This is a genomic window from Paracoccus tegillarcae (assembly GCF_002847305.1).
Taxonomy (GTDB): domain Bacteria; phylum Pseudomonadota; class Alphaproteobacteria; order Rhodobacterales; family Rhodobacteraceae; genus Paracoccus; species Paracoccus tegillarcae.
The window spans coordinates 3,501,739-3,526,936 of sequence record NZ_CP025408.1 but is presented as its reverse complement, the minus strand read 5'-3'; the positions used below and the strand labels follow the sequence as shown (position 1 = coordinate 3,526,936).

The window sequence follows — 25,198 nt, the reverse complement described above, 5'->3', positions numbered from 1 at the left end:
TCGTTTTTCCGTAGCCGTCATAGCGGGGGCGCCCGGGCAAGGGAAGGTGCTCAGACGATTGGCATCGCCGGAGTGGGCGGCTGCCAACGGAACCGGGCCAGCACGATGCCATGGTCATTGCTGCCGCTGGTCTTGTGATCGGCCCAGTTCAGATGATCGTTGATGACCAGCATATCGTCAAATCGCCATAGCCGGTCGCGCGAGTTGTCATAGAATTGCTCGCTGACCAGAATATGATCCAGGCTGTCATGCATGTCCTGATAAATATGCGTGTAATACACGTCGCGAACCGAGCGATATTCCTGCAGCACCTGGGCTGCATAAAGCGCATTGTCGCCGCCGCCGCGTGACAGTGTGGTCAGATATCGCGGCTGCTCGGTCAGTACGTTCAGCGTGTTCGAATCCTTGCCGTCATTCATGTCGCCAATGATCACGACCGGCGCGTCGGTGCCTTTGGCGATACGGGTGGCAAGCACGCGCAAGGCAGCGGCCTCGGCGGTGCGGCGAATCGTCGAAAGCGCATATCCGATGGCATTGGCGTGAGGGCTGTGTACGTCGCGCTCGTACCAGTCTCGTTCACGCCACACCTCGGTCGGCCTGCGCGATTTGAAGTGGCAGACAAATATCTCGATCACCGGGGTAGAGGGATCGGGCCGGATGCGCATGTGCAAAACCGGCCGCGAAAATCCGCGCAGGCCGACGGAAATCGCCGGTTGCTGCGGATCATCACCGGTCGAGCGCAGAACCAACTCCGGCGGGAAATCGGTGATCCATTCGGGGTCACCCACCAACATGTTGCGCCGAACCGCGCCCGCGCAGACGATGCGATTTCCGGTATGATCGGGCGGCGCCAGCAGGATATGGCTGTCGGTCATGCCCGCCTGATCCAGCGCTTGCTGCAGCGCCTCGGGTGCCCAGAGTTCCTGAAAGCCGGTGACATCGGCATCCAGCCGCGCAAGCATACTGGCAGTAAAATTGATCTTGCGCTGATAGACCTCTTCATCCCAGCCATCGCTGTCCGTGTAGACCGCACGGCCAGGCAATTGCAGGTTCAGCAGGTTGAATGAGGCAAAAGAGATATCGCGTCGGGCCATGGCCGGTCATCCTCTGGTTGCAGGTGGTGCGGCGCGGCAGTGAGAAAATGATAGCGCAGGCCGGGCAACCTGTCGATTGGCGACAGCGGGTGCCTATTTACCGGCCGCCGACTGACCAAAGCTGCGAAATCGACGGGATTTTCTTTGGGCGTTGGTTAAAAAAACACCCCCTCCGCGATGCTGCAGAGGGGGCATTCCATGGATAGCGGGCGTTTTGCTGCGCCCGGGTAAGATTGCGCTAGTCGGCCGTCAACAGCGGCGGTTTGGATTTGCCGATGCGCGGGGCCTCGGGGCCGGTGATGTCGAAGACCAGCTTGTCATCATCCAGACGGACCTTGACGACACCACCTTTCTGCAGCCGGCCAAACAGCAGTTCTTCTGCCAGCGGCTTCTTGATGGTTTCCTGGATCACACGGCCCAGAGGGCGTGCACCCATCTTGTCATCATAACCCCGATCGGCCAGCCAGTTCGCGGCATCGTCGGTCAATTCGATATGGACATTGCGGTCCATCAACTGCGCCTCTAGCTGCAGCACGAATTTCTCGACGACCTGAACGATGACCTCGCGCGGCAGCGGTGCAAAGCTGACCACCGCATCCAGCCGGTTGCGGAATTCCGGCGTGAAGGTGCGCTCGATCGCCTCGACATCCTCGCCTTCGCGACGCTCGCGGCCGAAACCGATGGCCGCCTTGGCCTGATCGGCGGCGCCCGCATTCGACGTCATGATCAGGATGACATTGCGGAAATCCACCTGCCGGCCATTGTGGTCGGTCAGTCTGCCGTGATCCATCACCTGCAGCAGGATGTTGAACACATCCGGATGCGCCTTTTCGATCTCGTCCAGCAGCAGCACCGAGTGCGGGTGCTGGTCGATCCCGTCGGTCAAAAGACCGCCCTGATCAAAACCGACATAGCCCGGAGGTGCGCCGATCAGTCGGCTGACAGCGTGCTTTTCCATGTATTCAGACATGTCAAAGCGCAGCAGTTCGACGCCGAGCGTGTTGGCCAATTGCTTGGCGACCTCGGTCTTGCCGACACCCGTCGGGCCAGCGAACAGATAGTTGCCAATGGGCTTTTCAGGTTCGCGCAGACCGGCACGCGCCAGCTTGATCGCGCTGGACAGCGCGTCGATGGCATTGTCCTGACCAAAGACCACACGCTTCAGCGACACATCCAGATCGCGCAATACCTCGGCATCGTCCTTGCTGACATTTTTCGGGGGAATGCGGGCGATCTTGGCCACCACGGCTTCGATTTCCTTGGGCGAAATCGTCTTGCGACGCTTGGATTCAGCAACCAGGTGCTGCGCCGCGCCGGCCTCGTCGATGACGTCGATGGCGCTGTCGGGCAGTTTGCGGTCGTTGATATAGCGATGCGCAAGCTCGACTGCCGTTTTGATCGCGTCGTTGGTATAGCGCAATTCGTGGTGCTCTTCGAAATGCGGTTTCAGACCCATCAGGATCTTGACGCTATCGGGAACCGACGGCTCGTTCACATCGATCTTCTGGAACCGGCGCGACAGGGCGCGGTCCTTTTCGAAATGTTGACGGTATTCCTTGTAGGTCGTCGATCCCATGCAGCGCAGCTTGCCGCCGGCCAACGCCGGTTTCAGCAGGTTCGAGGCATCCATTGCCCCGCCCGAGGTGGCGCCTGCGCCGATCACGGTATGGATCTCGTCAATGAACAGAATCGCATCCTCGTGCTGTTCCAGTTCCTTGACGACGGCTTTCAAGCGCTCTTCGAAGTCGCCGCGATAGCGGGTCCCGGCCAGCAGCGCGCCCATATCCAGCGAAAAAATCGTCGCGCCAGACAGCACATCGGGGGTTTCGCCCTCGACGATTTTCTTGGCCAGTCCTTCGGCGATGGCCGTCTTGCCGACACCCGGATCGCCCACCAGCAGCGGGTTGTTCTTGCGGCGGCGGCAGAGAACCTGGATGCAGCGCTCGACCTCGGATTCGCGTCCGATCAGCGGGTCCACATCGCCCTTTTTCGATTTGACGTTCAGATCGACGCAATATTTGGCCAGCGCCGTCTCTTCTTTGGGTTCGGCCTGTTCCTCGGCTTCGGCGCTATCTTCATCCGAGGCACCTGCGATGCGGCGCGTTTCGTTGAAACTGGGATTCTTGGCGACGCCATGGGCGATAAAGTTCACCGCGTCATAGCGGGTCATGTCCAGTTCCTGCAGGAAGGCTGCCGCATTTGATTCGCGCTCGGCGAAGATGGCGACCAGAACGTTGGCCCCCGTCACTTCGGACCGGCCCGAGGACTGCACATGGATTGCTGCGCGCTGGATCACGCGCTGGAAGGCCGCGGTCGGCACAGCCTCGGACCCTTCGACATCGGTGATCAGTGTCGACAGGTCATCTTCGATATATTCGACCAGCAGCTTTCGCAGCTCTTCCAGGTCGACATTGCAGGCGCGCATCACCTTGATCGCCTCGGGCTCATCGGTCAGCGCCAGCAGCAGATGCTCCAGCGTGGCCAGCTCGTGGCGGTGTTCATTTGCCAGCGCAAGCGCTGCGTGAATGGCCTGTTCAAGTGAGGTCGAAAAACTTGGCACGGGCATGGTCTCCTGTCAGTCGGCCTGCGGTATGGGCTATATCTGGGGGCCCACCTGTCCAGACTGTCACGATACAGTTAAGATTTGGTGGAATGCGGTTGGCTTCAAGAGTTTTCTTGATGGCGGACCGCAAAATTCCGCGATTGAGGCAAATCTGTTCACTGGAAGGACAGGTTTCAAGGCTTAAAAGGCATCCTTCATCTGACGCAGCTTCGCAAAGACCTCGGCTTCCGCGGCCCCCTGCATCCCCAGCGAATCTGCCAAAGCGGCTGCGCGCAGGAACGGATTTGTGTCGCGTTCGACTGTCAGTGTAGCGGGCGCACAGGGCAGGGCGCCATCATCCACCCCGGCGAGGCGGTCCTTCAGCGCCTGATTGTCGGGATCAACCGACAGCGCAAAGGCACCGTTGCCGGCGCAGTAGTCATGACCGGAACAGATCAGCGTTTCGCCGGGCAGGGCGTTCAGCCGTGACAGGCTGTCCCACATCATCGCCGGGTCGCCTTCGAACAACCGCCCGCAGCCGATTGCCATCAGGCTGTCGGCTGTAAAGGCCAGCTGCGATTGCGGCATGTGGATGGCGATGTGGCCGACCGTGTGGCCCGATACGTCGATGACCTCGGCCGGCTGACCGCACAGCGTGATCGTCTCGCCGGGCGCAATCTGTTGATCCAGATCGGGCAGCCGGTGGGCGTCGGCGGTTGCACCAATCACCTGCGCGCCCGTTTGCGCCACCAGCGCCGGCACGGCGTCCGTATGGTCTGCGTGGTGATGGGTCAGCAGGATACGGTCCAGCGTCCAGCCATGCTCTGTCAAAGCCGCCAGAATCGGCGCGGCCTCTGGGGCATCGATCAGAACCGTCTCGCCTTGGCCGTGGATCAGATAGGCATAATTGTCCTGAAGGCACCGGATCGTCACCAGTTCGACCGGATTCGTTGGGGCTGGCATTGGCAAACTCCTTTTCCTGTGCTGTCTTCAGGGTCGCAAAACAACCGGGCGGGCGCAATGCATCACGATGTCGCCGATCTGCAGCGCTTTTATTACCAGCGTTCCATTGGACGCGTGGTCCAGCGTGTGCTGCGTGATCGGCTGACCGCGCGCTGGCCTGCGGCGACGGCGCAGGGCATGACGGTCGCGGGCTTTGGTTTTGCGGCACCCATGCTGCGCCCCTATCTGGCTCAGGCGCGGCGGGTGACGGCGCTGATGCCCGGACCGCAAGGCGTGATGGCCTGGCCTGCCGGCGCACCCAATCACAGCATTTTATGCGAAGAGACGACCTGGCCATTGGATACCGGCAGTGTGGACCGGTTGGTCATGCTGCACGGGTTGGAGACCAGCGACCATCCCGCAGCCCTGTTGGCCGAGGCCTGGCGCGTGCTGGGGCCGGGGGGGCGCATGCTGATCATGGTGCCGAACCGCGCCGGGCTTTGGGCGGCCTCGGATGGGACGCCCTTTGGTTTCGGGCGCAGCTATACGGCCGGTCAGTTGGAGTTGCAGACCCGGCAAGCCGGTTTTGTCACCGACTGGCAGGGCGCAGCGCTTTATATTCCCCCGTCAGAGCGCCGTTTCTGGTTGCGCGGGGCGCAGTTCTGGGAACGGACAGGGGTCCGCATCAGCCGCGTCCTGATTGCCGGCGTCGTTCTGGCAGAGCTGAGCAAGCAGGTTCACGGCGCTGTTGGCACAGGCGTCGGTGTGCATGTGCCCAGCCCGATCGAGGTGCTGGGCGGTATCGCAAGGCCAAGGCCCGGCCGGCAAGAGGTCGCGCGGCGCCTGCGCTGATCACGCGATGCTTGCAGTGCCTTGCCTGCGGCAGGCTGACGCAGGGTGATGCGACCTTGGTCGCGGTCGGGCACAAGTGAGACGGGGATCAGCACGGGCCCACCGAAACCAAGCCTCTCCTTTCCGTGTGCTTGGCGGTTGCAGGGCGCGAAATCACCTGCTAGAGACGCCGCAGATTTCAGGGCAGGGGGACCCGACGCCGCCGCCCGTTGACCCGCACGCCCAGCGACAGACCGGCCCAAGGCCGGCCCGAGCGTTGGGCATGCGCAAACCGTGAAGGATGACAGTGGCAAACACAGCTTCCATGTCTCAAAGTATCGCCGGGCGTTACGCACAGGCCGTCTTTGATATCGCTCGCGAAGATGGCGGGATCGACAGCATCTCTTCGGAACTGGATCAGTTGCAAGGCGCGCTGGACGATAGCGCCGAGCTGCGCGACCTGATCGCCTCGCCGCGCTATTCCCGTGACAACCAGCAAAAGGCCATTACTGCGATCGCTCAAAAGATGGGGCTGGGCGCCACAATGGCGAATACGCTGCAGCTGATGGCTTCGAATCGCCGCCTGTTCGTGCTGCCCGCGCTGGTGGACCAGTTGCGTGCGCTGATTGCGGATGAACGCGGCGAGATCACCGCCGAAGTAACCAGCGCGGTTGTGCTGAGTGATGAGCAAAAAAACCAGCTGATCCAGACCTTGGCCGAGAAATCGGGCAAGACTGTCAAGCTGAACACCCGTGTTGATGACGCCCTCATCGGCGGCATGATTGTCAAGCTGGGCTCGCAGATGATCGACTCGTCGATCCGCTCGAAGCTCGCTTCCCTCCAGAATACTATGAAAGAGGTCGGATAATGGGAATCCAGGCAGCCGAGATTTCGGCGATCCTCAAGGATCAGATCAAGAATTTCGGGCAGGATGCCCAGGTGGCCGAGGTCGGCCAGGTGCTGTCCGTCGGTGACGGCATCGCGCGCATCTACGGTCTGGACAAGGTCCAGGCCGGCGAGATGGTCGAATTCCCCGGCGGTATCCGCGGGATGGTTCTGAACCTTGAGTCGGATAACGTCGGCGTCGTGATCTTCGGCGATGACCGCGACATCAAGGAAGGCGATACGGTCAAACGTACCGGCGCCATCGTGGAAGTGCCGACCGGCAAGGGCCTGCTGGGCCGCGTTGTCGACGCGCTTGGCAATCCCATCGACGGCAAGGGTCCGATCGCTGATCCGATCATGGCTGTGGCCGACAGCAAGGCACCAGGCATCATGCCGCGTCAGTCGGTGCATGAACCGATGGCCACGGGCCTGAAATCGGTCGACGCCATGATCCCGGTTGGCCGTGGCCAGCGCGAGTTGATCATTGGTGACCGTCAGACCGGCAAGACCGCCGTGGCTCTGGACACGATCCTGAACCAGAAGAACTATAACGGCCGCGAAGACGACGGCATGAAGTCGCTGTATTGCATCTATGTCGCTGTCGGCCAGAAGCGCTCGACCGTGGCGCAGCTGGTGCAGAAGCTGGAAGAAACCGGCGCGATGGAATACTCGATCGTGGTCGCTGCGACCGCCTCGGACCCGGCGCCGATGCAGTATCTTGCGCCTTACTCGGCAACCGCCATGGGCGAATATTTCCGCGACAATGGCATGGATGCATTGATGATCTATGACGACCTGTCCAAACAGGCCGTTGCTTATCGCCAGATGTCGCTGTTGCTGCGCCGTCCGCCCGGCCGCGAAGCCTATCCGGGCGACGTGTTCTACCTGCACTCGCGTCTGCTGGAACGTTCAGCCAAGATGAACGAGAATAACGGCGGCGGTTCGCTGACCGCACTGCCGATCATCGAAACCCAGGCGGGTGACCTTTCGGCCTATATCCCGACCAACGTGATCTCGATCACCGATGGTCAGATCTTCCTCGAAACCGACCTGTTCTTCCAGGGTATCCGCCCTGCAGTGAACACCGGTCTGTCGGTCAGCCGCGTTGGTTCGGCCGCCCAGACCAAGGCGATGAAATCGGTCGCCGGTCCGGTCAAGCTGGAACTGGCTCAGTATCGCGAAATGGCCGCCTTTGCGCAGTTCGGGTCCGATCTGGACGCCGCGACGCAGAAACTGCTGAACCGCGGTGCGCGCCTGACCGAGCTGATGAAGCAGCCGCAATACCAGCCGCTGACCAACGCCGAGATCGTGATCGTGATCTATGCCGGTACCAAGGGTTATATCGACCAAGTTCCGGTCAAGGAGATCGTCGCATGGGAACAGGGCCTGATCCAGTTCCTGCGCAACCAGCAGTCGGACCTGCTGGACGATATCACCACGAATGACCGCAAGGTTTCCGGTGATCTGGAAGACGCCATAAAGTCGGCGCTGGACGCTTACGCCAAGACTCGGGCTTAAGGAGGCAATCAGATGCCCAGCCTTAAGGACCTTAAAAACCGGATCGAGAGCGTCAAGAACACGCGCAAGATCACCAAGGCCATGCAAATGGTCGCTGCCGCCAAACTGCGCCGTGCGCAGGATGCGGCAGAGGCCGCACGCCCCTATGCCGAGCGGATGAATGCCGTGATGGCTGGACTGACCGCGGGCACCCAGGGTTCCGACAATGCGCCGCGCCTGTTGGCCGGCACCGGCAGCGACGACCGGCACTTGCTGGTCGTCCTGACGGCGGAACGTGGCCTTGCGGGCGGCTTTAACAGCTCGATCGTCAAGTTGGCGCGGCAGCGCGCCAGCAAGCTGCGGGCGGCTGGCAAGTCGGTCGAGATCCTGACCGTCGGCAAGAAGGGCCGCGAGCAGCTAAAGCGTGACTACGCCAGCAGCCTCGTCCATCACGTCGACCTCAGCGAGGTCAAGCGCATCGCCTATGAGCATGCGCGCGAGATCGCCGATGAGGTGCTGACGCGCTTTGACGATGGTGGCTATGACGTGGCGACGATCTATTACAACCGCTTTGAATCGGTGATCAGCCAGGTTCCGACCGAACAGCAGATCATCCCCGCCGTGGTGCCCGAACAGGGCGAAGCGGATGCAGTGGGCGGCGCGGATTCGCAATACGACTATGAGCCCGGCGAAGAGGCCATTCTGGCCGATCTGCTGCCGCGTTCGGTTGCGACGCAGATCTTCGCCGCGCTGTTGGAAAACGCAGCCAGTGAACAGGGTGCGCGGATGTCGGCCATGGATAACGCCACACGCAACGCGGGTGACATGATTGATCGTCTGACGACCGAATATAACCGTTCGCGTCAGGCTGCGATCACCAAGGAACTCATCGAAATCATCTCGGGCGCCGAAGCGCTCTGACCCGATCAGTAGAGGAAACGAAACATGGCAGAGGCCAAAGGCAAAATTACCCAGGTGATCGGCGCCGTCGTGGACGTGCAGTTTGAAGATCAGCTGCCCGCGATTTTGAACGCACTGGAAACTGAAAACAACGGCAAGCGGCTGGTGTTGGAAGTGGCGCAGCATCTGGGCGAAAACACTGTCCGTACCATCGCCATGGATGCCAGCGAAGGTCTGGTCCGTGGTGCCGAGGTGCGTGACACCGGCCACCCGATCAGCGTGCCGGTTGGCGACGTCACATTGGGCCGCATCCTGAACGTCGTGGGCGAGCCCGTCGACGAAGGCGGCCCGGTAGAAGCCACCGAAACCCGCGCAATCCACCAGCCTGCGCCCGACTTTGCGTCGCAGGCCACCAGCTCGGAAATTCTGGTCACCGGCATCAAGGTCATCGACCTGCTGGCGCCCTATTCAAAGGGCGGTAAGATCGGCCTCTTCGGCGGTGCCGGCGTGGGCAAGACGGTTCTGATCATGGAACTGATCAACAACATCGCAAAAGTGCACTCGGGTTACTCGGTGTTCGCGGGTGTTGGCGAACGGACCCGTGAAGGCAACGACCTGTATCACGAGATGGTCGAATCCGGCGTTATCAAACCCGACAATCTGTCGGAATCGCAGGTTGCCCTGGTTTACGGCCAGATGAACGAGCCTCCGGGTGCGCGTATGCGTGTTGCCCTGACCGGTCTGACGCTGGCCGAACAGTTCCGCGATGCTACCGGCACCGACGTTCTGTTCTTTGTAGATAACATCTTCCGCTTTACCCAGGCTGGTTCGGAAGTGTCGGCCCTGCTGGGTCGTATCCCGTCCGCAGTGGGCTATCAGCCGACGCTGGCCACCGATATGGGCCAGATGCAGGAACGCATCACCTCGACCAAGGCAGGCTCGATCACCTCGATCCAGGCCGTCTATGTTCCGGCCGATGACTTGACCGACCCTGCGCCTGCCACGACCTTTGCTCACCTCGACGCCACGACCGTTCTGTCGCGCGCGATTTCGGAATTGGGCATCTATCCGGCCGTGGACCCGCTGGACTCGAACTCGCGGATTCTGGACCCCGGTGTCGTGGGTGAAGAGCATTATCAGGTTGCTCGTGACGTGCAGGGTATCCTGCAGCGTTACAAGTCGCTGCAGGACATCATCGCCATTCTGGGCATGGACGAACTGTCGGAAGAAGACAAACTGACGGTGACCCGCGCACGGAAAATCCAGCGCTTCCTGTCGCAGCCCTTCGACGTTGCGAAGGTCTTCACCGGCTCTGACGGCGTTCAGGTTCCGCTGGAAGACACGATCAAATCGTTCAAGGCGGTTGTGGCCGGTGAATACGATCACCTGCCCGAAGCGGCCTTCTACATGGTTGGCGGCATCGACGACGTGAAGGCGAAAGCCGAGCGTCTGGCAGCCGAAGCCGCATAAGGGGGCACTATGGCCGATAACATGCAGTTTGACCTCGTCTCGCCCGAGCGCCGCCTTGTGTCGGTGCCCGTGCGCGAGGTGCGCCTGCCGGGAAATGACGGTGATCTGACCGTCATGCCGGGCCACGCGCCGGTTATCGTCAACCTGCGTCCCGGCGTGGTCGTGGTTGTCGACGAAGGCGGTGCCGAGACGCAATTCGCCGTGACCGGAGGCTTTGCCGAGATCAACAACGAGTCGGTTTCGCTGCTTGCCGAACGGGGCCATGCCCGCGAGGAAATGACCCAAGAGATCTTTAACCAGATGATGTCAGAGGCGCATCGTCGCCGGAAGGTCGTCGAGGAAAAACACTCGACTGGCGAAGAGATCGTCGCCGCGTCGGTCAAGCTTCTGTCCGATATGGAGGCCATGGGCACCCATATCGGTCTGGACCCCAATCAGGCCAGCGTCCCTGACTGACAGGTCATCCGAATTGAAACAATGAAGCGCCCTGGCAGAAATGCCGGGGCGTTTCTTTTGATGCGCGCGAAAGAAACCTGAAAGGCCATTACATTTTCGTATTGATATATTTTAATTTGCCAAATTTTATTGTGGCCCTGTAATTTGGATATAATATCGATACCTCTATAGAATACCAGAGATCGAGCGAAACTGTCCTTGATCAATGGCTTAACCGAAGAGAATGCCACCTGCAGATGCGCAAATTCAGCAGTACAGCCGTTGGGGTAAGCAAGGGGTCCGCCCTTGTTTTCTCGGCCTTTGAAAGCGACGGAGAAATGTGGGCGGGGGAAGGGTCCCGGCTGGCCAATTGTCTGGTCCGCTTTGAAGAACCGTTTCTTGAGGCGCCGGTTGTGCATGTCAGCATGAACATGTGGGACATGGGTGCCAGTCAAAATGCGCGCGCGGATATATCCGCCGATGAGGTGTCCGAGACCGGTTTTCGGATCGTGTTTCGAACCTGGGGCGATACCAAAGTCGCGCGAATACGTGCTGAATGGATCGCCATCGGACCGGTGCGGCATGAGGATGATTTTCGCGACGTGTAATATGACTGGACGCGGTTATTCGCAGCCGCTGCCTGAAAACACGTCCACGTTCCGCAATGAGCACTGACCTTCGCATTTCCACGGCGCGTGATGGTCGCCGGCCCTGTCTGGATCGTCCCTAGGCCCGCGTCAGATTGATGTCGATCAGATCGGCCACCTGGTCGGGGTGGGTGATCGGCAGCATATGCCCGGCGTTTGGAACCTCGGCACGGCCGACATCGGGCAGGCGCCCGGCCAGCGCCTCGGCGATATCGGCAATCACCGGGGGCGAGTTCGCGCCTGAGATCAGCATGACTGGCGCGTCGATAGCCTCCAACCCGCCGGGGCGCAGGATATTGGCCGCATCGTGGATCAGCACGTCGTTGCCCTCGGCCACCAAATGCACTTGTCGCGCCATCTGTTGCTGAAACACGGGTGACAGCGCGTCAAAGGGCTGATCGCCCCAGACCGACAGAAAGACGCGGGCTGCCTCGTCGTCGTGGCCACTGGCCAGCAGATCCATCATCTTCCTGGTCAGGGCAACATCATCGGATGGCTGGTCGGCGGCGGCGAAGAAAACCGGCTCGATCAGGGTCAGGCTGCGAACGGCATCGGGCGCGGCGACCGCGATGCGCAAGGCCACGGTCGCGCCGAAACTGTGGCCGATCAGGTCCAGCGGCCGGTCGATCATGGCGGCGGCGATCCGGGTCACCGCCGTGTGCAGATCAGGCTCGCCCTCTGCCGGGGTCCAGCTATCGCTGCGGCCATGTCCGGGCAGGTCAAAGCCGCGCAGGTCGGGGCGGGTCTGCAACCGCTCGGCAATCGGTCCCCAATAGCGACCGCTGCCCATCATGCAATGCAGCGCCAGCGCCGGGCGGTCGGGATCGCCCGGCCAGTGGCGCTGATGGATCTTGCCGCTCACAGGCTGGCCAGATGCCGGTCCAGGAAATCCAGCCGGTCCTGTCCCCAGAACCGCTGATCGGTTTCACGGACGACATAAAAGGGCGCGCCGAAAGCGCCGGCCTCGACCGCCTGTTCCAGATTGCGACCATAGGTCTCGGCCCCGACGAACAGGCCATTTTCAGCGATTGCCGGATCAAAGCCTGCCGCTGTCATCACCTCGGCGATCACCGCATCGTCGCTGATATCGCGCTCTTCTGCCCAGACGGCGCGCAGAAAGCCCTGCACCAGCGCGCCCACATCTCCGCCCGCCTCTTGCGCAGCGATGATGGCATAGGAGGACGGCGCCATGTTGACCGGGAAATGCGCCGGTTTCAGGTTCATTTTCATGTCCAGATGATCCGACCAGCGCTGCAATTCCTGCCCGCGCAGCGCCAATCGCGAGGGATGGCGGTCAGCCGGTGCGACGCCGCCGGTGCGCGAGAAAAGCTGCATCAGATCGACGGGTTTGTAGGTGATCGTCGCACCGTGTTTCTGGGCAAGCTGCTCCAGCCGGTCTCCGGCCAGATAGCACCACGGGCTGACCGTGCCGAGGTAATAGTCGATATGCGCCATGATCTCTCCGTAAGGTTTGCGGGCAGGCTAACCGGGTGCTAAGGCCATCGCAATCGCGCGAATCCCGAAAAGGCTATGATCCATGCCCGCCATGACCGAACCCAAGCTGATCTCTGGCAATGCCAACAAACCCTTGGCCAGCGCCATCGCCCGGCGGATGTCGATGCATCGCGGCATGAATGTGGGACTTTGCGACGCCCGCGTGGAGCGGTTCAACGATCAGGAAATCTTTGTCGAGGTCTTTGAGAACGTTCGCGGCGAGGACATGTATATCATTCAGCCAACCTCCAACCCGGCCAATGACAACCTGATGGAACTGCTGATCATGTCCGACGCGCTGCGCCGGTCATCGGCCAGCCGCATCACCGCCTTGATCCCCTATTTCGGCTATGCCCGTCAGGATCGCCGCGCCAAGGCGCGCACGCCCATTTCTGCGAAACTGGTCGCCAACCTGTTGACAGAGGCAGGCATCGACCGCGTTCTGACGCTTGATCTGCACGCCGCCCAGATCCAGGGCTTTTTCGATATTCCGGTGGATAACCTCTATGCCGCGCCGGTCTTTGCGCTGGATATCAAGCATCACTTCAAGGGGCAGATGGACAATCTGATGGTGGTATCGCCCGATGTCGGCGGGGTGGCCCGCGCGCGCGAACTGGCGCAGCGTATCGGCGCACCGCTGTCGATCGTGGACAAGCGTCGCGAAAAGGCGGGCGAGGTGGCCGAGATGACTGTCATCGGCGACGTGTCGGGCAAGTCCTGCATCATCGTGGACGACATGTGCGATACCGCCGGCACGCTCTGCAAGGCAGCCCAGGTCCTGACCGATCAGGGCGCGACCGAGGTCCATGCCTATATCAGCCACGGCGTTCTGTCCGGCCCGGCTGTCGAGCGGATTACCAAATCGGTGATGAAATCGCTGGTGATCACCGATTCCATCCAGCCCACCGAGGCGGTGAAGAAAGCGCCGAATATCCGGATCGTGCCAACCGCACCGATCTTTGCTCAGGCCATTCTGAACATCTGGAATGGTACTTCGGTCAGTTCCCTGTTCGAGACCGACACCCTCGGCCCGATCTACGAGGGCCTCTATTCCGACAGCTGACATGCGCAGGTTTGCCCTGGCGGTGCTGTTTCTGGTTGTGACGCTTGGGCCCGCCAGGGCGGATTGCGTTCTGCTGCTGCATGGGTTGGCGCGCGGGCCCAACTCATTGATCGTGCTGGAAAAGGCCTTGTCGCAACAGGGCTATCATGTGGTGAACCAGGCCTATCCATCGACCTCGGCGCCGATCCGCGATCTGGCCAAACATGTGGGGCAGGGGCTGGATCAATGCCCGGCCGATCAGCCGGTGCACATCGTCACGCATTCCATGGGCGGCATCCTGGCCCGCATCTGGTTGGCCGATCATGCACCCGCCAATCTGGGCCGCGTGGTCATGCTGGCATCGCCCAACCAGGGCTCGCCATTGGTCGACAGGCTGCGCGCTCTGCCATTCTACGATGCATTGAACGGTCCCGCTGGTCTGGAAATGGGGACCACCGCGGATTCCGTTCCGCTGGCGCTTGGTCCCGTGACGTTTCCGCTTGGCGTGATTGCGGGCGATGCAACGGCAAATCCGCTTAGCTCAGCGTTGATACCCGGCCCGGATGACGGCAAGGTCGGCGTCGCGGCCAGCCATGTTGCCGGTGAGGCCGATCATCTGCGATTGCCCGTCACGCATACCTTCATGATGAACAACCCGTCCGTCATCGCGCAGGTCATTGCCTTTTTGCGCAGCGGGACATTCGCCCGCTAGACGTCGCCCACAGCAGGCGGCACCGGCAGGGTCGCTTCGGCCTGCTGGCCATTTGTGACCGTCTCGCCGCCCAGGTCCTGAACCAGCCCCCGCATCGCCGCATTTCCTGACTGATAGGTCAGGCGCAACTGCGTTAATCCAAGGTGCCGCGCCGCCAACATGGCCGCCAGCACCAGCAGCCGGCCCAGCCCGCTATGCTGTTGCTGCGGTTCGACCGAAACAGCGATTTCGGCCACCTCACTGCCCGGTTCGGGCACAAGTTCGGCGACGGCGCGCAATTGGCCGTCTATGACGGCGCCAAAGACATAGGTATCTTGCCAGCCGATCCGGCTGACATAAGTCTCGATCGCGTCATCGTTCACCCCGGCATGAAAGCGCGCGTGACGAGCCTCGGGTGGAAGCCGCTGCAGATGTTTGGTCAGCAAAGGGGCATCGCGCCGGTTTAGGCCGCGAATATCGACCTGATCGGCCAGTGGGGTCAGCAGATCCAGTCCGCGGGGCGCATCCGCTGGATCGGGGATATCGTGTTGGCGCGGCATGACACCGGCTTCCTTTCATCACTGTCGCGGCACAGAATTTCTGCACTGCAGCATGAATGAAAGATCGCGATCTGCGGTCAAACTGTCAAGAGTGACGCTGTGTGCCGACGGACGTTCCACGACGCAGCAGCACACCCCGAACAGCGGGTAAACAACGGTCCCTTGCCTCGAAAACGACGCCGTCTCTAGCCTTGGTTCAACGCCCGCCAGCCGATATCGCGCCGACAGAACCCTTGAGGCCAGTCAATTGCGTCGACAAGCTCATAGGCGCGCTGATGCGCCTCGGCCAGTGTCTCGCCACGCCCTGTGGCCGCCAGGACGCGCCCACCAGTGGCAAGGATATGACCGTCCTTTTCGCCGGTTCCCGCATGAAAAACCATCTGAAAGCTGTTTTCAGGAAGGCCTCCCAATCCTTTGATCTGGCTGCCTTTCTGGTAATCTCCTGGATAGCCATCAGCTGCCAGAACAACGCTTAGCGCGTGATCGTCCGCCCAGTTGACCGACATCTCTGTCAGCCGGCCTTCGGCGCAGGCATGGATCAGATCCAAGGCTTGCGCCCCAAGCCGCATCATCAGCGCCTGACATTCGGGGTCGCCAAAACGGACGTTATATTCAACCAGCCGCGCCTGGCCGTCCTCGATCATCAGGCCGGCAAACAGGACGCCCTGGAACGGGGTGCCTCGCTGCGCCATCTCGGCCATGGTCGGGCGTATGATCCGGTCCATGACCTGTTGCTGGATCGCCTCGCCCATCACCGGGGCCGGGCTATAGGCACCCATACCGCCGGTATTCGGCCCTGTATCGCCCTCGCCGACGCGCTTGTGATCCTGCGCCGTGCCGATGGGCAGGCACGCGTTGCCATCGACCAGCACGAAAAAGCTGGCCTCTTCTCCGGCCATGAACTCTTCGATAACGACCGAGGTGTCGCCGAATTCGCCCTTGAAAATCAGGTCTATGGCGTGATGGGCCTGCTGCACGGTTTCGGCCACAGTAACGCCCTTGCCGGCGGCCAGACCATCTGCCTTGACGACGATCGGCGCGCCCTGCGCGTTAATGTAGTCGCGTGCGGGCCCAGCCTCGGTAAAGCGCGCCCATGCCGCTGTCGGCGCAGCGCAGGCATCGCAGATTTCCTTTGTGAATGTCTTGCTGGCCTCAAGTTGCGCGGCCGCTTGCGAGGGACCAAAGACCAGAAAGCCAGCGTCGCGCAGCGCATCCGAAACACCGGCGGCCAGCGGGGCCTCGGGGCCGACGATCACCAGATCGACCGCGTTTTCCTGTGCAAGTTCAAGAACCTCTGCCCGAGAGTTCGGATTGATTTCGGCGCATTCAGCGATCCCTGTCATGCCCGCGTTGCCCGGCGCGACGATCAGCCGATCACATTTCGGGTTCTGCCGTACCGCCCAGGCCAATGCGTGTTCACGCCCGCCGCCGCCAAGGATCAGAATATTCACCCGCCGCCCTTTCGCTTGCCCCTCTTTGCCCAGCCTTCTAGGGTCCGGCGAAGGAATCGACAAGCAAAGAGGCCACCGATGCGCGATCGCGATTTGTGGCAGCGGATCCAGAACCAACCGGTCAAGCTGGGCAAACTCGGACAGGATGCCGAGTTGTTCCTGGTTGCGCATTTCAACTGCTCGACCCAGGCGGCGACCGAACTGACCCTCGAGTATCGCCGGTTCATCTTTCTGGTTGCTGTTGCAGGGCAGGTGATCGCCCCCTCGCGCGCGGTCGACGACGTGTGGCATCTGCATCTGCAGAAGGCGGCGGAATGGCAGGCATTCTGCGAGAACGCCGTAGGGCGCGAATTGCGTCATCTTCCGGGCCGCCCGTCGCCTGATCGCGATCCGGCTTACCGTGCGACGCTGGATCTGTATCAAGAGAGGTTCGGCCATCAGGCACCGCGCCGCTTTTGGCCGCGCCCGGGCATTGGGCGTCTGCGGACGGTGTTGGGGCTGGCCATTCTTGTGGTTGCCGTGGCCCTTTGGCGGATGTTGGGCGCCAATGGTACCTCTGCGCTGGTCGGCGCGTTGGTCGGTATCGCGTTATATATATTGCTGAACTATTTGATCGGTTCGTTCGTTCTCAGGCGCAAAGGCGGCGATGAGCACGTCGTCGCCTACATCGGCTGCGGCGCATTGGCGAGTGACGGATTAGGCTCATACTGGGACGGTGATGGCGGCGACGGTGGTGGTTGTGGCGGAGGGGGTGACTGATGGCGGATGATCTGTTCGAGGACGAGGCGCCGGGCAACAACGCTCATGAATTCACGGTTTCGGAAATCTCGGGTGCGGTAAAACGCAGCATCGAGGATCAGTTCGGCCGCGTTCGCGTGCGCGGCGAAATTGGCCGTGTGTCGCGCCCCTCATCCGGGCATCTCTATTTCGACCTCAAGGATGATCGCTCGGTACTGGCCGCGGTCAGTTGGAAAGGGCAGGCCGCCCGGCTGACCCATCGGCCCGAAGAGGGGATGGAGGTCATTGCGACAGGACGCCTGACGACTTTTCCGGGACAGTCCAAATACCAGATGATCGTCGACAATATCGAGCCTGCGGGCGCGGGCGCGTTGATGGCGATGCTGGAGAAACGTCGCAAGGCGCTGGCGGAGGAGGGTCTGTTCGACCAGGACCGCAAGCGCCCACTGCCGTTTCTGCCGCGCCTGATCGGGGTTGTGACTTCGCCGTCGGGTGCGGTGATTCGCGACATATTGCACAGGCTGCGCGACCGTTTTCCGACCCATGTGCTGATCTGGCCCGTCGCTGTTCAGGGCGAGGCCAGCGCGCCTCAGGTCGCCGCTGCGATCCGGGGATTTAACGCGTTGCCTGATGCTGGCCCGGTGCCGCGCCCTGATCTGCTGATCGTTGCGCGCGGTGGGGGCAGTCTGGAAGATCTGTGGGGCTTTAACGAAGAAATCGTCGTCCGCGCGGCGGCCGAAAGCCGGATCCCGCTGATTTCAGCGGTTGGTCATGAAACGGATACGACCCTGATCGATTTCGCGTCGGACAGGCGTGCGCCGACGCCGACGGCTGCGGCTGAAATTGCGGTGCCAGTGCGGGCTGAACTGGCGGCGCGGCTGGCCGAATCCGGTGTGCGGATGACCCGGGCCAGCACTCTGCGCATCGACCGTCCACGCCAGCGGCTGCATGATCTGGGCCGCGCGCTTGGGCGACCCTCGGCGCTGACGGAACCCGCGCGTCAACGTCTGGACCTGTGGGCAACCCGGTTGGAGCCTGCGTTGCGCGGCCTTGTCCGTTCGCGTCGCCAGCAGTTGCAATCGCGGCCCATGCCTGCCGCCACCTTGCGCGCGTTTACCGCGGCGCGGCGGCATGATCTGGACCGGCTGGCTGTGCGTCTGGACAATGCCGCAACCCGTCAGCGCGATCGCCGCCAAGATCGCGTGCAGCAGATGAAAGAGCGTCTGGATGCCTCGCTGGCCCGGGTTACTGCCGTCACACGTCGCGCCATCGTCACCCAGACCGAGCGGCTCAGCGATCTTGGCCGCCGTCTTGACGCGGCGCCCGCGCGCGCCGTTGCCGTGCGCCGCGACGCGCTGTCGCGGCTTGACCGGACACGGCAGACGCTAGGCTATACCGAAACGCTGCGGCGTGGTTTTGCGGTCGTGCATGGGCCGAACGGGCTGATCACCTCGGCCGAGGCAGCGACGCAAACCGCACGATTTGAGGTCGAATTTGGTGATGGCCGCATGGCCGCGCGGCCAGATGTGCCGCCCAGGAAAGGCACGGCCAAGCCCAAACCGGAACAGAAGTCGTTGTTCTGAACGCCTCAGTTGCGCCAGAAACGCGGCAGAAACAGTACCAGAACGGCGATCAGTTCCAGGCGGCCGACATACATGCCCAGAATCATCAGCCATTTCGCCGTGGTGGGAAACTCCGCGATAGAGCCGTTGGCCGTGATCTCTGGCCCCCATGCGGGCCCGACATTGGCGATGGCGGTCCAGGCGGCGGTCAGCGCGGTCTTGGTGTGCAGCCCGGTCAGGGCAAGGCCAACGATCAGCAAGCCAAAGCTGAGCATGAAAAGCGTAAAGAACGCCATCACCGAATTGACGACGTCCTCATCCAGCGACCTCCCCTCGAGCCGCAGAGGATAGACGCGGTGCGGGCTGTGCATGCGCCTGATCTGTGCCTTGACGGTCTGAAACAGCACCAGATAGCGAAAAACCTTGACCGAACAGCCCGTCGATCCGGTGCAGCCCCCGATCAGGCCGACCACGATCAGCAGCGAGAACGGCAGATGCCCCCAGGCCAGCATATCGGTCGAGGCATAACCGGTGCCGGAAAAGGTCGAGATGGTGTTGAAGATGGTTTCGCGAACCACCTCCAGCGGGTGCATGTCCTGATGCATGTAGAGCAGACGATAGATGATGATCGCGCCGCAGCTATAGGCGATCCAGCGCAGATAGGCGCGGATCTGCACGTCATGCCACAAAGGCGACATATTGCCCCGAAGTGCCTGCACCATGCGGATGAAGGGGATCGAAGCCAGCACCATGAACAGGGATGCCGCCCATTCCGGCCCACCCAGATAGGTGCCGAAACTGGCGTCGTAATTGGAAAAACCGCCGGTCGAAATCGTGGTCAGTGCGTGCATCACCGCATCAAAGCCGGTCATGCCCAGCAGAATGTAGGTGATGATGCAGGCGCCGGTCAGGAAGAAATAGATGCGGGTCATCTCGGCCGCGATCTCGCCCGCGCGAGGCAGGATCTTGCCAAGCGTGTCAAAGCCTTCGGATCTGAAGAACTGCATCCCGCCGACTTTCATAACCGGCAGGAATACCATGGCGACGACCACGATGCCCAGCCCGCCTGACCATTGCAGGATGCCGCGCCACAGATGCGTGCCGCGCGGCAGGCTGTCGAGGTCGGGAAAAGCAGTGGTGCCGGTTGTGCTGACGCCCGACATTGCCTCGAAATAGGCATCGGTAAAACTGGCATTGGGCGCGCCAAAGATGAAGGGCAGGGCCCCAAAGATCGGCAGCACAGCCCATAGCCCCGAAGTCAGCAAAAATGCCTGCTGGATCGTCAGCGTATCGGCGGCACCCCTGGTCGTGACCACGGACATCACCCCGGCGAGGATCGTCAGGACGCTGATCTGCAGAAAGACCTGCCAATGCGGGTCACCATACCAAAGATCGACCAGCATAGGCAGCGCCATGCCCACACCCAGCACGACGACGATTTTGCCGATGGTCTGGACGACGGGGCGAAAGTCGATCATCGGCCCTGATTGCCGCGCGGCACGGGTGCCGTCAAGCCGCCGTGACCCGCGGCCTGTCGCATCGCGGCGCTCAGGCGGGCCAGCCATAACCATTCCGCGTGGGTTGGGGGCGATCTGCCGGCTGGATGCGGGGGGCAAATATTTCGACCAGCAACGGATAGCAGCGCGCCTGATCCGAGGAATGCTGCGCGCCGCAATCGCCGCCCGGGCAAGCCGACAGTCCGCCGATCAGATCGGTTTCGGCATGGAATTCGATGTAGTCACCGGGACGGGCGGGGCTGGCCTTCATGAAATACTGTCCGGTATCGCGGGTAAAACCGGTGCACATGAAGACGTTCAGGACGTCATGGACCAGCGGCTCGGCGGCTTCGCGGGTCAGATCAAGATGGGCCATCAGCGCGCGCGTCAGGTTGGAATGGCAGCAATGATGATAATCCTCGCCGCTGAGCAGATGGTGGGTATAGGGATCACAGCGCGTGCCGATGACATCGTGCACCCCGCCGCCATCGGCGTCGATCCCGTACCAGGCCAGCGTGTCTTCGGTGATCGTCGCCAGGGGGCGCAAATGCGGAAAGCTGGACCAGAGACGGTCACCGATTGAAAGATGGGTGCCGTGCAGCGCGCGGCTTTTGCCCGAATAGAACCGCTCGGACGGGTTAGCGGCGCTCCACAGGTTCAGATCGCCGACCTGCGAGCCCTCGATCGTGCTGATGCGAAAGAAATGGCCGGCGGGGACGTCGAAACAGCGGCCTTCGCGCGGTGGCACGGTGATCTGACAGGTCATGTCGGCTGTCGCCCGCGCTGAACGCAGCGTCGTCAGGCCCGGATCAGGCAGGGTTGCCGGATCATAGCAGATCACCGCGGGCGCGGCGCGGCGGCGAGGGGCATCGGGCGGCGATTGAACATCCATTCAAGAACCTAAGCACGAGTCGCGCTGCCGGGACAGTGGCGATATGCGCCTGCTGCTCAACACCGCCCCAATCAGTGCGGGATCGCAACAAAAAGGGGGCCGATATGGCCCCCAGCAGATTTAAATGGATGTGTTTCGGTCACTTAACCAAAGCGCTTGGCCGCCAGGATTGCGCCTGCTGCGTCCAACTCGCTTATGACCTGCGCGCGATTGGTGTTTGCGGCGCGCGGGCCCTTTTGCCCATCCGGGCTGTAATAACCAAACATCTGGTCGACAGCCTCATCCGCCGAGGGGGCCGTGAATTCTGTTTTCTGAGGCGATTTCAATGTATTCGCCATGATATCTCTCCGGTAAATCGGGCTTTTCATGCCCATGACCGGTGAGATAGGGCCTGATCCGGCAATCCGCAATGCTGCGACGCAGCGTCGAAACGCCGCGTCGCCATCATGCTTGTGTGAGCGATCCGTCAGCCGATCTGCACCATCCGATGCTTTTTCTTGCCGACTGAAACCTTCAATCCGTCACCGATCGAGGCCGCATCGACCATGGTCTGCGGATCGGTCACGGCGTCATTGTTCAGCCGCAAGCCGCCCTCGGCGATCAGGCGCTTGGCCTCTTTGCCCGAACCGGTGATGCCGGTCTGCGTCAGCAGCTGCGCTACCGACACGGGCAGGGCATCGCCCGCAATGGTCACAATCTCCAGATCGCCGCCCGCGCCGCCCTGTTCAAAGACCTCGCGCGCGGTCGCCTCGGCGCTGGCCGCCGCCTCTGCACCATGCAGCAGCGTCGTGATCTCATTGGCCAAACGAACCTTGGCCTCGTTGATCTCAGAGCCTTGCAAAGCGCCCATTCGGTCGCATTCCTCGACCGGCAATTCGGTATAGAGCTTGAGGAACCGGCCCACATCAGCGTCGGTGGTGTTTCGCCAGAACTGCCAGAATTCATAGGGCGACAGCATCTCGCCATTCAGCCAGACCGCACCGCCCTGCGACTTGCCCATCTTGCGCCCGTCGCTGGTGGTCAGCAGCGGGCTGGTCAGGCCCCAGATCTCACGATCCAGCACACGGCGGGTCAGGTCGATCCCGTTGATGATATTGCCCCACTGATCGGAACCGCCCATTTGCAGGCGGCAATCGTAGCGGCGGTACAGCTCAAGGAAGTCATAGGCCTGCAGAATCATGTAGTTGAATTCCAGGAAGGACAGCGATTGTTCGCGGTCCAGCCGGGATTTCACCGATTCAAAAGCCAGCATCCGGTTGACGCTGAAATGGCGGCCAATGTCGCGCAGAAAGTCCAGATAGTTCAGACCGTCCAGCCATTCGGCATTGTTCAGCATCAAGGCGCCATCATCGCCGTAGTCGAGGTAACGCGCAAAAACCTGCTGCATCCCGTCGATATTGGCCTGAATCTGCTCCGGCCCCAGCAAGGGGCGTTCATCGGCGCGAAAGCTGGGATCGCCAACCTTTGTGGTGCCGCCACCCATCAGCGTGATCGGACGGTTGCCGGTTTTCTGGAACCAGCGCAGCATCATCACATTCAGCAAATGCCCCACATGCAGCGACGCGGCCGTCGCGTCATAGCCGATATACGCCGTCACCGGCCCTTCGCTGAGGGCATCGTCCAGCGCCTGATAATCGGTGCAATCGGCTAGAAAGCCGCGCTCGATCATAATGCGCATGAAGTCGGATTTGGCGTGATAGGTCATCGGGGTTTTTCCTTTCGATGGTCGCGGATATACCGCTGGCAGGAACAAAGGAAAAGGCGCGATGATCCGGGCTTTGGGAATGATGTCGGGAACCTCGCTTGATGGGGTCGATGCAGCGATAATCGAAACCGACGGGGTGCGGATCGGCAGCTTTGGCCGCAGCGCCTATCGCGCCTATTCGGACAATGAGGCCGCCGTGCTGCACGGTGCGCTCGGGCAATGGCAGGATGGTGAGGGCGTGGCCGAGGCTGCCGCCATCTCTCAGGCCAGCCATGCCGCGCTGGCGCATGATTTTCCCGAGGCCGAGTTGATCGGTTATCATGGTCAGACGCTGGCCCATGACCCCCATGGGCGCGGCACGCATCAGGCCGGTGACGGTGCGGCGCTGGCACGTGCGGTGGGGCGGCGTGTGGTCTGGGATTTTCGAAGCGAGGATGTGCGGCAGGGCGGTGAAGGTGCGCCGCTGGCGCCGTTCTTTCATTGGGCTTGCGCGGACTGGGCGGTCGGGCAGGGGCATCTGCGACCGATGCCCGTCGCGTTTCTGAACCTGGGCGGTGTCGGCAATATAACCTGGGTCGATCCTGCCGCGACTGCGCCCGAGGCGCCTGGTGCCTGCCTTGCCTTTGACACCGGCCCGGCGAATGCGCCGATCAATGATCTTGTGCGCGCGCGCCTGCGGCAGGTGCGGGACGAAGGCGGTCGTCTGGCCGCCCGGGGCAGCGCGGATCACGCGGTGATCGACGCGTTCCTGCGTCATCCCTATTTTGATCGGCAACCACCCAAATCGCTGGACCGAGACGATTTCGCGGCATTGTCACAGGCTGTGCAACATTTGACGGATGCGGACGCGGCGGCGACGCTGGTCGCGGCTGTGGCGGCATCGGTCTCTGCCGGGTTTCGGTGGTTGCCCAGCCCGCCCGAATCGCTGCTGGTTTGCGGCGGTGGGCGACATAACGCCGCCGTCATGGCGGCGCTGGAACAAGTGCTGCCTTGTCGCGTTATGCCGGTAGAAGCCGCCGGTTTGGACGGCGATATGCTAGAGGCCCAAGCCTTCGGTTGGTTGGCAGCAAGGGTCGCGCTAGGGTTGTCAACGTCCGGACCTGCCACAACAGGTTCGCCGGGCCTGGTTTGTGGTGGGCGAATAAGCCGGCCTCTATAATGGGTTAACTATCAAATGCTTAGCCGGTATTGTGAAGAAATTTCGATTGTTTTGCATCTTGATGGAACAGCCGCTTTGGTTGTGCGTTGAGAGGCCGACGGGTCGCGAACCCGGAGACTTACGAACTTCTAAAGGGAGTATGACATATGAAACGTTTGCTTATGAGCGCCGCGATCGCAGCACTTGCTGTCCCCGCCTTCGCGCAGGACACTGCAGAGCCTGAAACCGCTGTCGAAGAGACCGCGCAGGCAGCAGAAGATGCAGCCAGCGATGCAGCCGACGCGACGGCAGACGCCGCCGACGCGACCGCAGACGCTGCTGGTGATGCTGCGGATGCAGCTGGCGACGCGACCATGGACGCCGCGGATGCGACTGCAGATGCAGCCGACGATGCAGCTGATGCTGCCGGCGAAGCCGCAGCCGACGCCGATGCAGCTGCTGACGCAGCAGGCGATGCGGCTGCCGATGCTGAAATGACCGACGAAGCGACCGACATGGAAGCGACCGACATGGACGCTGCCGAAGGTGAAATGGTCGAAGGTGAGATGGCCGAAGAGGTCGTCGCAGCCCCGACCGAGGCGCAGCCTGACATGGATCCGGCCAAGCCGAGCATGCTGGCAAGCTGGGTCGAGGGCCTGCAGGTCTTTACGACCAATGAACCCTCGGGCAGCGAATGGAGCGTCCTGGAAGGTGATGCGATCCCGGAAGGTTGGGATGACATCGCGGATATCGGCGACATCGTGATCAACAGCGACCATGAAGTGGTTGGCTACGTGATCGATATCGGTGGCTTCCTGGGCATTGGCGCGAAGGAAGTTCTGGTCAGCACCGAGGCGGCCAAGATGGGTACCTTCGGCAATGATACGGTCTTCGTGACCAACTATACCAAGGAAGAACTTGGCGCTCTGCCGGACTTCGACGATTCGATGATGATCCCGGCTGTGCTGTCTGCAGATGATGCGGCTGCCGTCGACGGCGCTGTCGAGCCGATGGAAACCGATGCGGTTGAAGGCGAAGCCGAGCCGGCCAACAACTGAGGTCACACCCTCAACGGCGATTATCGCTGAACGGAAAAGGGGCGTCTTCGGGCGCCCCTTTTTCATGCGTTGCGGGTGTGCAAACAGACGTCGCACAGATTTACGATCCCATCCCATTTTCGGGCGAT

Annotated in this window: 24 protein-coding genes; 13 read left to right on the top strand and 11 right to left on the bottom strand. The window is 61.7% G+C overall.

All coding sequences use genetic code 11. From position 1 onward, the window contains the following. Positions 1 to 50: 50 nt before the first annotated feature. The 3 genes from CUV01_RS17320 to gloB form a co-directional block, all read right to left on the bottom strand. Positions 51 to 1,094, bottom strand: a complete 1,044-nt coding sequence (locus CUV01_RS17320) for an endonuclease/exonuclease/phosphatase family protein (protein WP_101461562.1) — start codon at positions 1,092 to 1,094, stop codon at positions 51 to 53. A 238-nt stretch (positions 1,095 to 1,332) separates the two neighbouring features. Beyond that, positions 1,333 to 3,654 (bottom strand): ATP-dependent Clp protease ATP-binding subunit ClpA, encoded by a 2,322-nt coding sequence (gene clpA / locus CUV01_RS17315; protein WP_101462199.1) that lies wholly within the window; start codon positions 3,652 to 3,654, stop codon positions 1,333 to 1,335. Positions 3,655 to 3,837: 183 nt separating this feature from the next. After that, positions 3,838 to 4,599, bottom strand: a complete 762-nt coding sequence (gloB, locus tag CUV01_RS17310) for a hydroxyacylglutathione hydrolase (protein ID WP_101461561.1) — start codon at positions 4,597 to 4,599, stop codon at positions 3,838 to 3,840. 57 nt (positions 4,600 to 4,656) lie between these two features. Here gloB and CUV01_RS17305 point away from each other — a divergent pair, with 57 nt between their 5' ends. The 7 genes from CUV01_RS17305 to CUV01_RS17275 all read left to right on the top strand — a co-directional run bounded on the left by CUV01_RS17305 (position 4,657) and on the right by CUV01_RS17275 (position 11,204). Next, entirely contained in the window at positions 4,657 to 5,430 is a 774-nt protein-coding gene (locus CUV01_RS17305; RefSeq protein ID WP_101461560.1) for a methyltransferase domain-containing protein, read from the top strand. A gap of 280 nt (positions 5,431 to 5,710) precedes the next feature. Next, a complete protein-coding gene (locus CUV01_RS17300; RefSeq protein WP_101461559.1) occupies positions 5,711 to 6,277 on the top strand; it encodes a F0F1 ATP synthase subunit delta in 567 nt (188 codons plus the stop codon). Beyond that, positions 6,277 to 7,812, top strand: coding sequence for a F0F1 ATP synthase subunit alpha (gene atpA, locus CUV01_RS17295; RefSeq protein ID WP_101461558.1), 1,536 nt, complete (start codon positions 6,277 to 6,279; stop codon positions 7,810 to 7,812). The genes CUV01_RS17300 and atpA overlap by 1 nt, the downstream gene beginning before the upstream one ends. Before the next feature lie 12 nt (positions 7,813 to 7,824). Further along, positions 7,825 to 8,712, top strand: coding sequence for a F0F1 ATP synthase subunit gamma (locus tag CUV01_RS17290; RefSeq protein WP_101461557.1), 888 nt, complete (start codon positions 7,825 to 7,827; stop codon positions 8,710 to 8,712). Positions 8,713 to 8,736: 24 nt separating this feature from the next. Beyond that, positions 8,737 to 10,161 carry a F0F1 ATP synthase subunit beta gene (gene atpD / locus CUV01_RS17285; protein WP_101461556.1) on the top strand — a complete coding sequence of 475 codons (1,425 nt, stop codon included), beginning with the start codon at positions 8,737 to 8,739 and terminating at the stop codon, positions 10,159 to 10,161. A gap of 9 nt (positions 10,162 to 10,170) precedes the next feature. After that, the gene (gene atpC, locus CUV01_RS17280) at positions 10,171 to 10,617 is read left to right on the top strand and encodes an ATP synthase F1 subunit epsilon (RefSeq protein WP_101461555.1); all 447 of its coding nucleotides are present in this window, start codon (positions 10,171 to 10,173) and stop codon (positions 10,615 to 10,617) included. A gap of 317 nt (positions 10,618 to 10,934) precedes the next feature. Continuing rightward, on the top strand, positions 10,935 to 11,204 hold the full coding sequence (locus CUV01_RS17275) for an H-type lectin domain-containing protein (RefSeq protein WP_338418321.1): 270 nt from the start codon (positions 10,935 to 10,937) through the stop codon (positions 11,202 to 11,204). 118 nt (positions 11,205 to 11,322) lie between these two features. On the opposite strand, the gene CUV01_RS17270 is transcribed toward CUV01_RS17275, so the two are convergent. After that, the gene (locus tag CUV01_RS17270; RefSeq protein ID WP_232962335.1) at positions 11,323 to 12,105 is read right to left on the bottom strand and encodes an alpha/beta fold hydrolase; all 783 of its coding nucleotides are present in this window, start codon (positions 12,103 to 12,105) and stop codon (positions 11,323 to 11,325) included. Continuing rightward, complete coding sequence (locus CUV01_RS17265) at positions 12,102 to 12,698, bottom strand: 2-hydroxychromene-2-carboxylate isomerase (RefSeq protein WP_101461553.1); 597 nt, start codon at positions 12,696 to 12,698, stop codon at positions 12,102 to 12,104. Before CUV01_RS17265 ends, CUV01_RS17270 begins: the two co-directional genes overlap by 4 nt. 82 nt (positions 12,699 to 12,780) lie before the next feature. Here CUV01_RS17265 and CUV01_RS17260 point away from each other — a divergent pair, with 82 nt between their 5' ends. Both CUV01_RS17260 and CUV01_RS17255 read left to right on the top strand, forming a co-directional pair. After that, positions 12,781 to 13,800, top strand: coding sequence for a ribose-phosphate pyrophosphokinase (locus CUV01_RS17260; protein ID WP_101461552.1), 1,020 nt, complete (start codon positions 12,781 to 12,783; stop codon positions 13,798 to 13,800). A 1-nt stretch (position 13,801) separates the two neighbouring features. Continuing rightward, entirely contained in the window at positions 13,802 to 14,491 is a 690-nt protein-coding gene (locus CUV01_RS17255) for an alpha/beta fold hydrolase (protein WP_101461551.1), read from the top strand. On the opposite strand, the gene CUV01_RS17250 is transcribed toward CUV01_RS17255, so the two are convergent. Together CUV01_RS17250 and purD are read right to left on the bottom strand one after the other, a co-directional pair. Next, positions 14,488 to 15,030 (bottom strand): GNAT family N-acetyltransferase, encoded by a 543-nt coding sequence (locus tag CUV01_RS17250; protein ID WP_101461550.1) that lies wholly within the window; start codon positions 15,028 to 15,030, stop codon positions 14,488 to 14,490. The genes CUV01_RS17255 and CUV01_RS17250 overlap by 4 nt on opposite strands. A gap of 185 nt (positions 15,031 to 15,215) precedes the next feature. Further along, entirely contained in the window at positions 15,216 to 16,481 is a 1,266-nt protein-coding gene (gene purD, locus CUV01_RS17245) for a phosphoribosylamine--glycine ligase (RefSeq protein ID WP_101461549.1), read from the bottom strand. Between purD and CUV01_RS17240 the strand changes: the two genes are divergently transcribed. Further along, complete coding sequence (locus tag CUV01_RS17240) at positions 16,443 to 17,240, top strand: glycine-rich domain-containing protein (protein WP_157994899.1); 798 nt, start codon at positions 16,443 to 16,445, stop codon at positions 17,238 to 17,240. The two genes, purD and CUV01_RS17240, sit on opposite strands and share 39 nt — an antisense overlap. Then, positions 17,240 to 18,802, top strand: coding sequence for an exodeoxyribonuclease VII large subunit (gene xseA, locus CUV01_RS17235; protein ID WP_101461547.1), 1,563 nt, complete (start codon positions 17,240 to 17,242; stop codon positions 18,800 to 18,802). The genes CUV01_RS17240 and xseA overlap by 1 nt, the downstream gene beginning before the upstream one ends. A gap of 5 nt (positions 18,803 to 18,807) precedes the next feature. Here the strand turns inward: xseA and CUV01_RS17230 are convergent, their stop codons facing one another. The 4 genes from CUV01_RS17230 to tyrS all read right to left on the bottom strand — a co-directional run bounded on the left by CUV01_RS17230 (position 18,808) and on the right by tyrS (position 22,874). Next, positions 18,808 to 20,259 carry a TrkH family potassium uptake protein gene (locus CUV01_RS17230; protein ID WP_101462197.1) on the bottom strand — a complete coding sequence of 484 codons (1,452 nt, stop codon included), beginning with the start codon at positions 20,257 to 20,259 and terminating at the stop codon, positions 18,808 to 18,810. A gap of 70 nt (positions 20,260 to 20,329) precedes the next feature. After that, positions 20,330 to 21,169, bottom strand: a complete 840-nt coding sequence (locus tag CUV01_RS17225) for an urea carboxylase-associated family protein (protein ID WP_101461546.1) — start codon at positions 21,167 to 21,169, stop codon at positions 20,330 to 20,332. 143 nt (positions 21,170 to 21,312) lie between these two features. Beyond that, positions 21,313 to 21,507 carry a hypothetical protein gene (locus tag CUV01_RS17220; RefSeq protein ID WP_101461545.1) on the bottom strand — a complete coding sequence of 65 codons (195 nt, stop codon included), beginning with the start codon at positions 21,505 to 21,507 and terminating at the stop codon, positions 21,313 to 21,315. 128 nt (positions 21,508 to 21,635) lie between these two features. Then, positions 21,636 to 22,874, bottom strand: coding sequence for a tyrosine--tRNA ligase (tyrS, locus tag CUV01_RS17215; protein WP_101461544.1), 1,239 nt, complete (start codon positions 22,872 to 22,874; stop codon positions 21,636 to 21,638). 61 nt (positions 22,875 to 22,935) lie between these two features. Between tyrS and CUV01_RS17210 the strand changes: the two genes are divergently transcribed. Together CUV01_RS17210 and CUV01_RS17205 are read left to right on the top strand one after the other, a co-directional pair. Beyond that, a complete protein-coding gene (locus CUV01_RS17210; protein ID WP_101461543.1) occupies positions 22,936 to 24,033 on the top strand; it encodes an anhydro-N-acetylmuramic acid kinase in 1,098 nt (365 codons plus the stop codon). A gap of 146 nt (positions 24,034 to 24,179) precedes the next feature. Continuing rightward, on the top strand, positions 24,180 to 25,070 hold the full coding sequence (locus CUV01_RS17205; RefSeq protein ID WP_198731843.1) for a hypothetical protein: 891 nt from the start codon (positions 24,180 to 24,182) through the stop codon (positions 25,068 to 25,070). Positions 25,071 to 25,198 lie beyond the last annotated feature (128 nt).

Bases quoted from the DNA above. Each gene is read 5' to 3' on its own strand.
- CUV01_RS17320 (WP_101461562.1), bottom strand. From the start codon at position 1,094: ATGGCCCGACGCGATATCTCTTTTGCCTCATTCAACCTGCTGAACCTG.
- gloB (WP_101461561.1), bottom strand. From the start codon at position 4,599: ATGCCAGCCCCAACGAATCCGGTCGAACTGGTGACGATCCGGTGCCTT.
- CUV01_RS17305 (WP_101461560.1), top strand. From the start codon at position 4,657: ATGCATCACGATGTCGCCGATCTGCAGCGCTTTTATTACCAGCGTTCC.
- CUV01_RS17300 (WP_101461559.1), top strand. From the start codon at position 5,711: ATGACAGTGGCAAACACAGCTTCCATGTCTCAAAGTATCGCCGGGCGT.
- atpA (WP_101461558.1), top strand. From the start codon at position 6,277: ATGGGAATCCAGGCAGCCGAGATTTCGGCGATCCTCAAGGATCAGATC.
- CUV01_RS17290 (WP_101461557.1), top strand. From the start codon at position 7,825: ATGCCCAGCCTTAAGGACCTTAAAAACCGGATCGAGAGCGTCAAGAAC.
- atpD (WP_101461556.1), top strand. From the start codon at position 8,737: ATGGCAGAGGCCAAAGGCAAAATTACCCAGGTGATCGGCGCCGTCGTG.
- atpC (WP_101461555.1), top strand. From the start codon at position 10,171: ATGGCCGATAACATGCAGTTTGACCTCGTCTCGCCCGAGCGCCGCCTT.
- CUV01_RS17275 (WP_338418321.1), top strand. From the start codon at position 10,935: ATGTGGGCGGGGGAAGGGTCCCGGCTGGCCAATTGTCTGGTCCGCTTT.
- CUV01_RS17265 (WP_101461553.1), bottom strand. From the start codon at position 12,698: ATGGCGCATATCGACTATTACCTCGGCACGGTCAGCCCGTGGTGCTAT.
- CUV01_RS17260 (WP_101461552.1), top strand. From the start codon at position 12,781: ATGCCCGCCATGACCGAACCCAAGCTGATCTCTGGCAATGCCAACAAA.
- CUV01_RS17255 (WP_101461551.1), top strand. From the start codon at position 13,802: ATGCGCAGGTTTGCCCTGGCGGTGCTGTTTCTGGTTGTGACGCTTGGG.
- CUV01_RS17250 (WP_101461550.1), bottom strand. From the start codon at position 15,030: ATGCCGCGCCAACACGATATCCCCGATCCAGCGGATGCGCCCCGCGGA.
- xseA (WP_101461547.1), top strand. From the start codon at position 17,240: ATGGCGGATGATCTGTTCGAGGACGAGGCGCCGGGCAACAACGCTCAT.
- CUV01_RS17230 (WP_101462197.1), bottom strand. From the start codon at position 20,259: ATGATCGACTTTCGCCCCGTCGTCCAGACCATCGGCAAAATCGTCGTC.
- CUV01_RS17225 (WP_101461546.1), bottom strand. From the start codon at position 21,169: ATGGATGTTCAATCGCCGCCCGATGCCCCTCGCCGCCGCGCCGCGCCC.
- CUV01_RS17220 (WP_101461545.1), bottom strand. From the start codon at position 21,507: ATGGCGAATACATTGAAATCGCCTCAGAAAACAGAATTCACGGCCCCC.
- tyrS (WP_101461544.1), bottom strand. From the start codon at position 22,874: ATGACCTATCACGCCAAATCCGACTTCATGCGCATTATGATCGAGCGC.
- CUV01_RS17210 (WP_101461543.1), top strand. From the start codon at position 22,936: ATGATCCGGGCTTTGGGAATGATGTCGGGAACCTCGCTTGATGGGGTC.
- CUV01_RS17205 (WP_198731843.1), top strand. From the start codon at position 24,180: ATGAAACGTTTGCTTATGAGCGCCGCGATCGCAGCACTTGCTGTCCCC.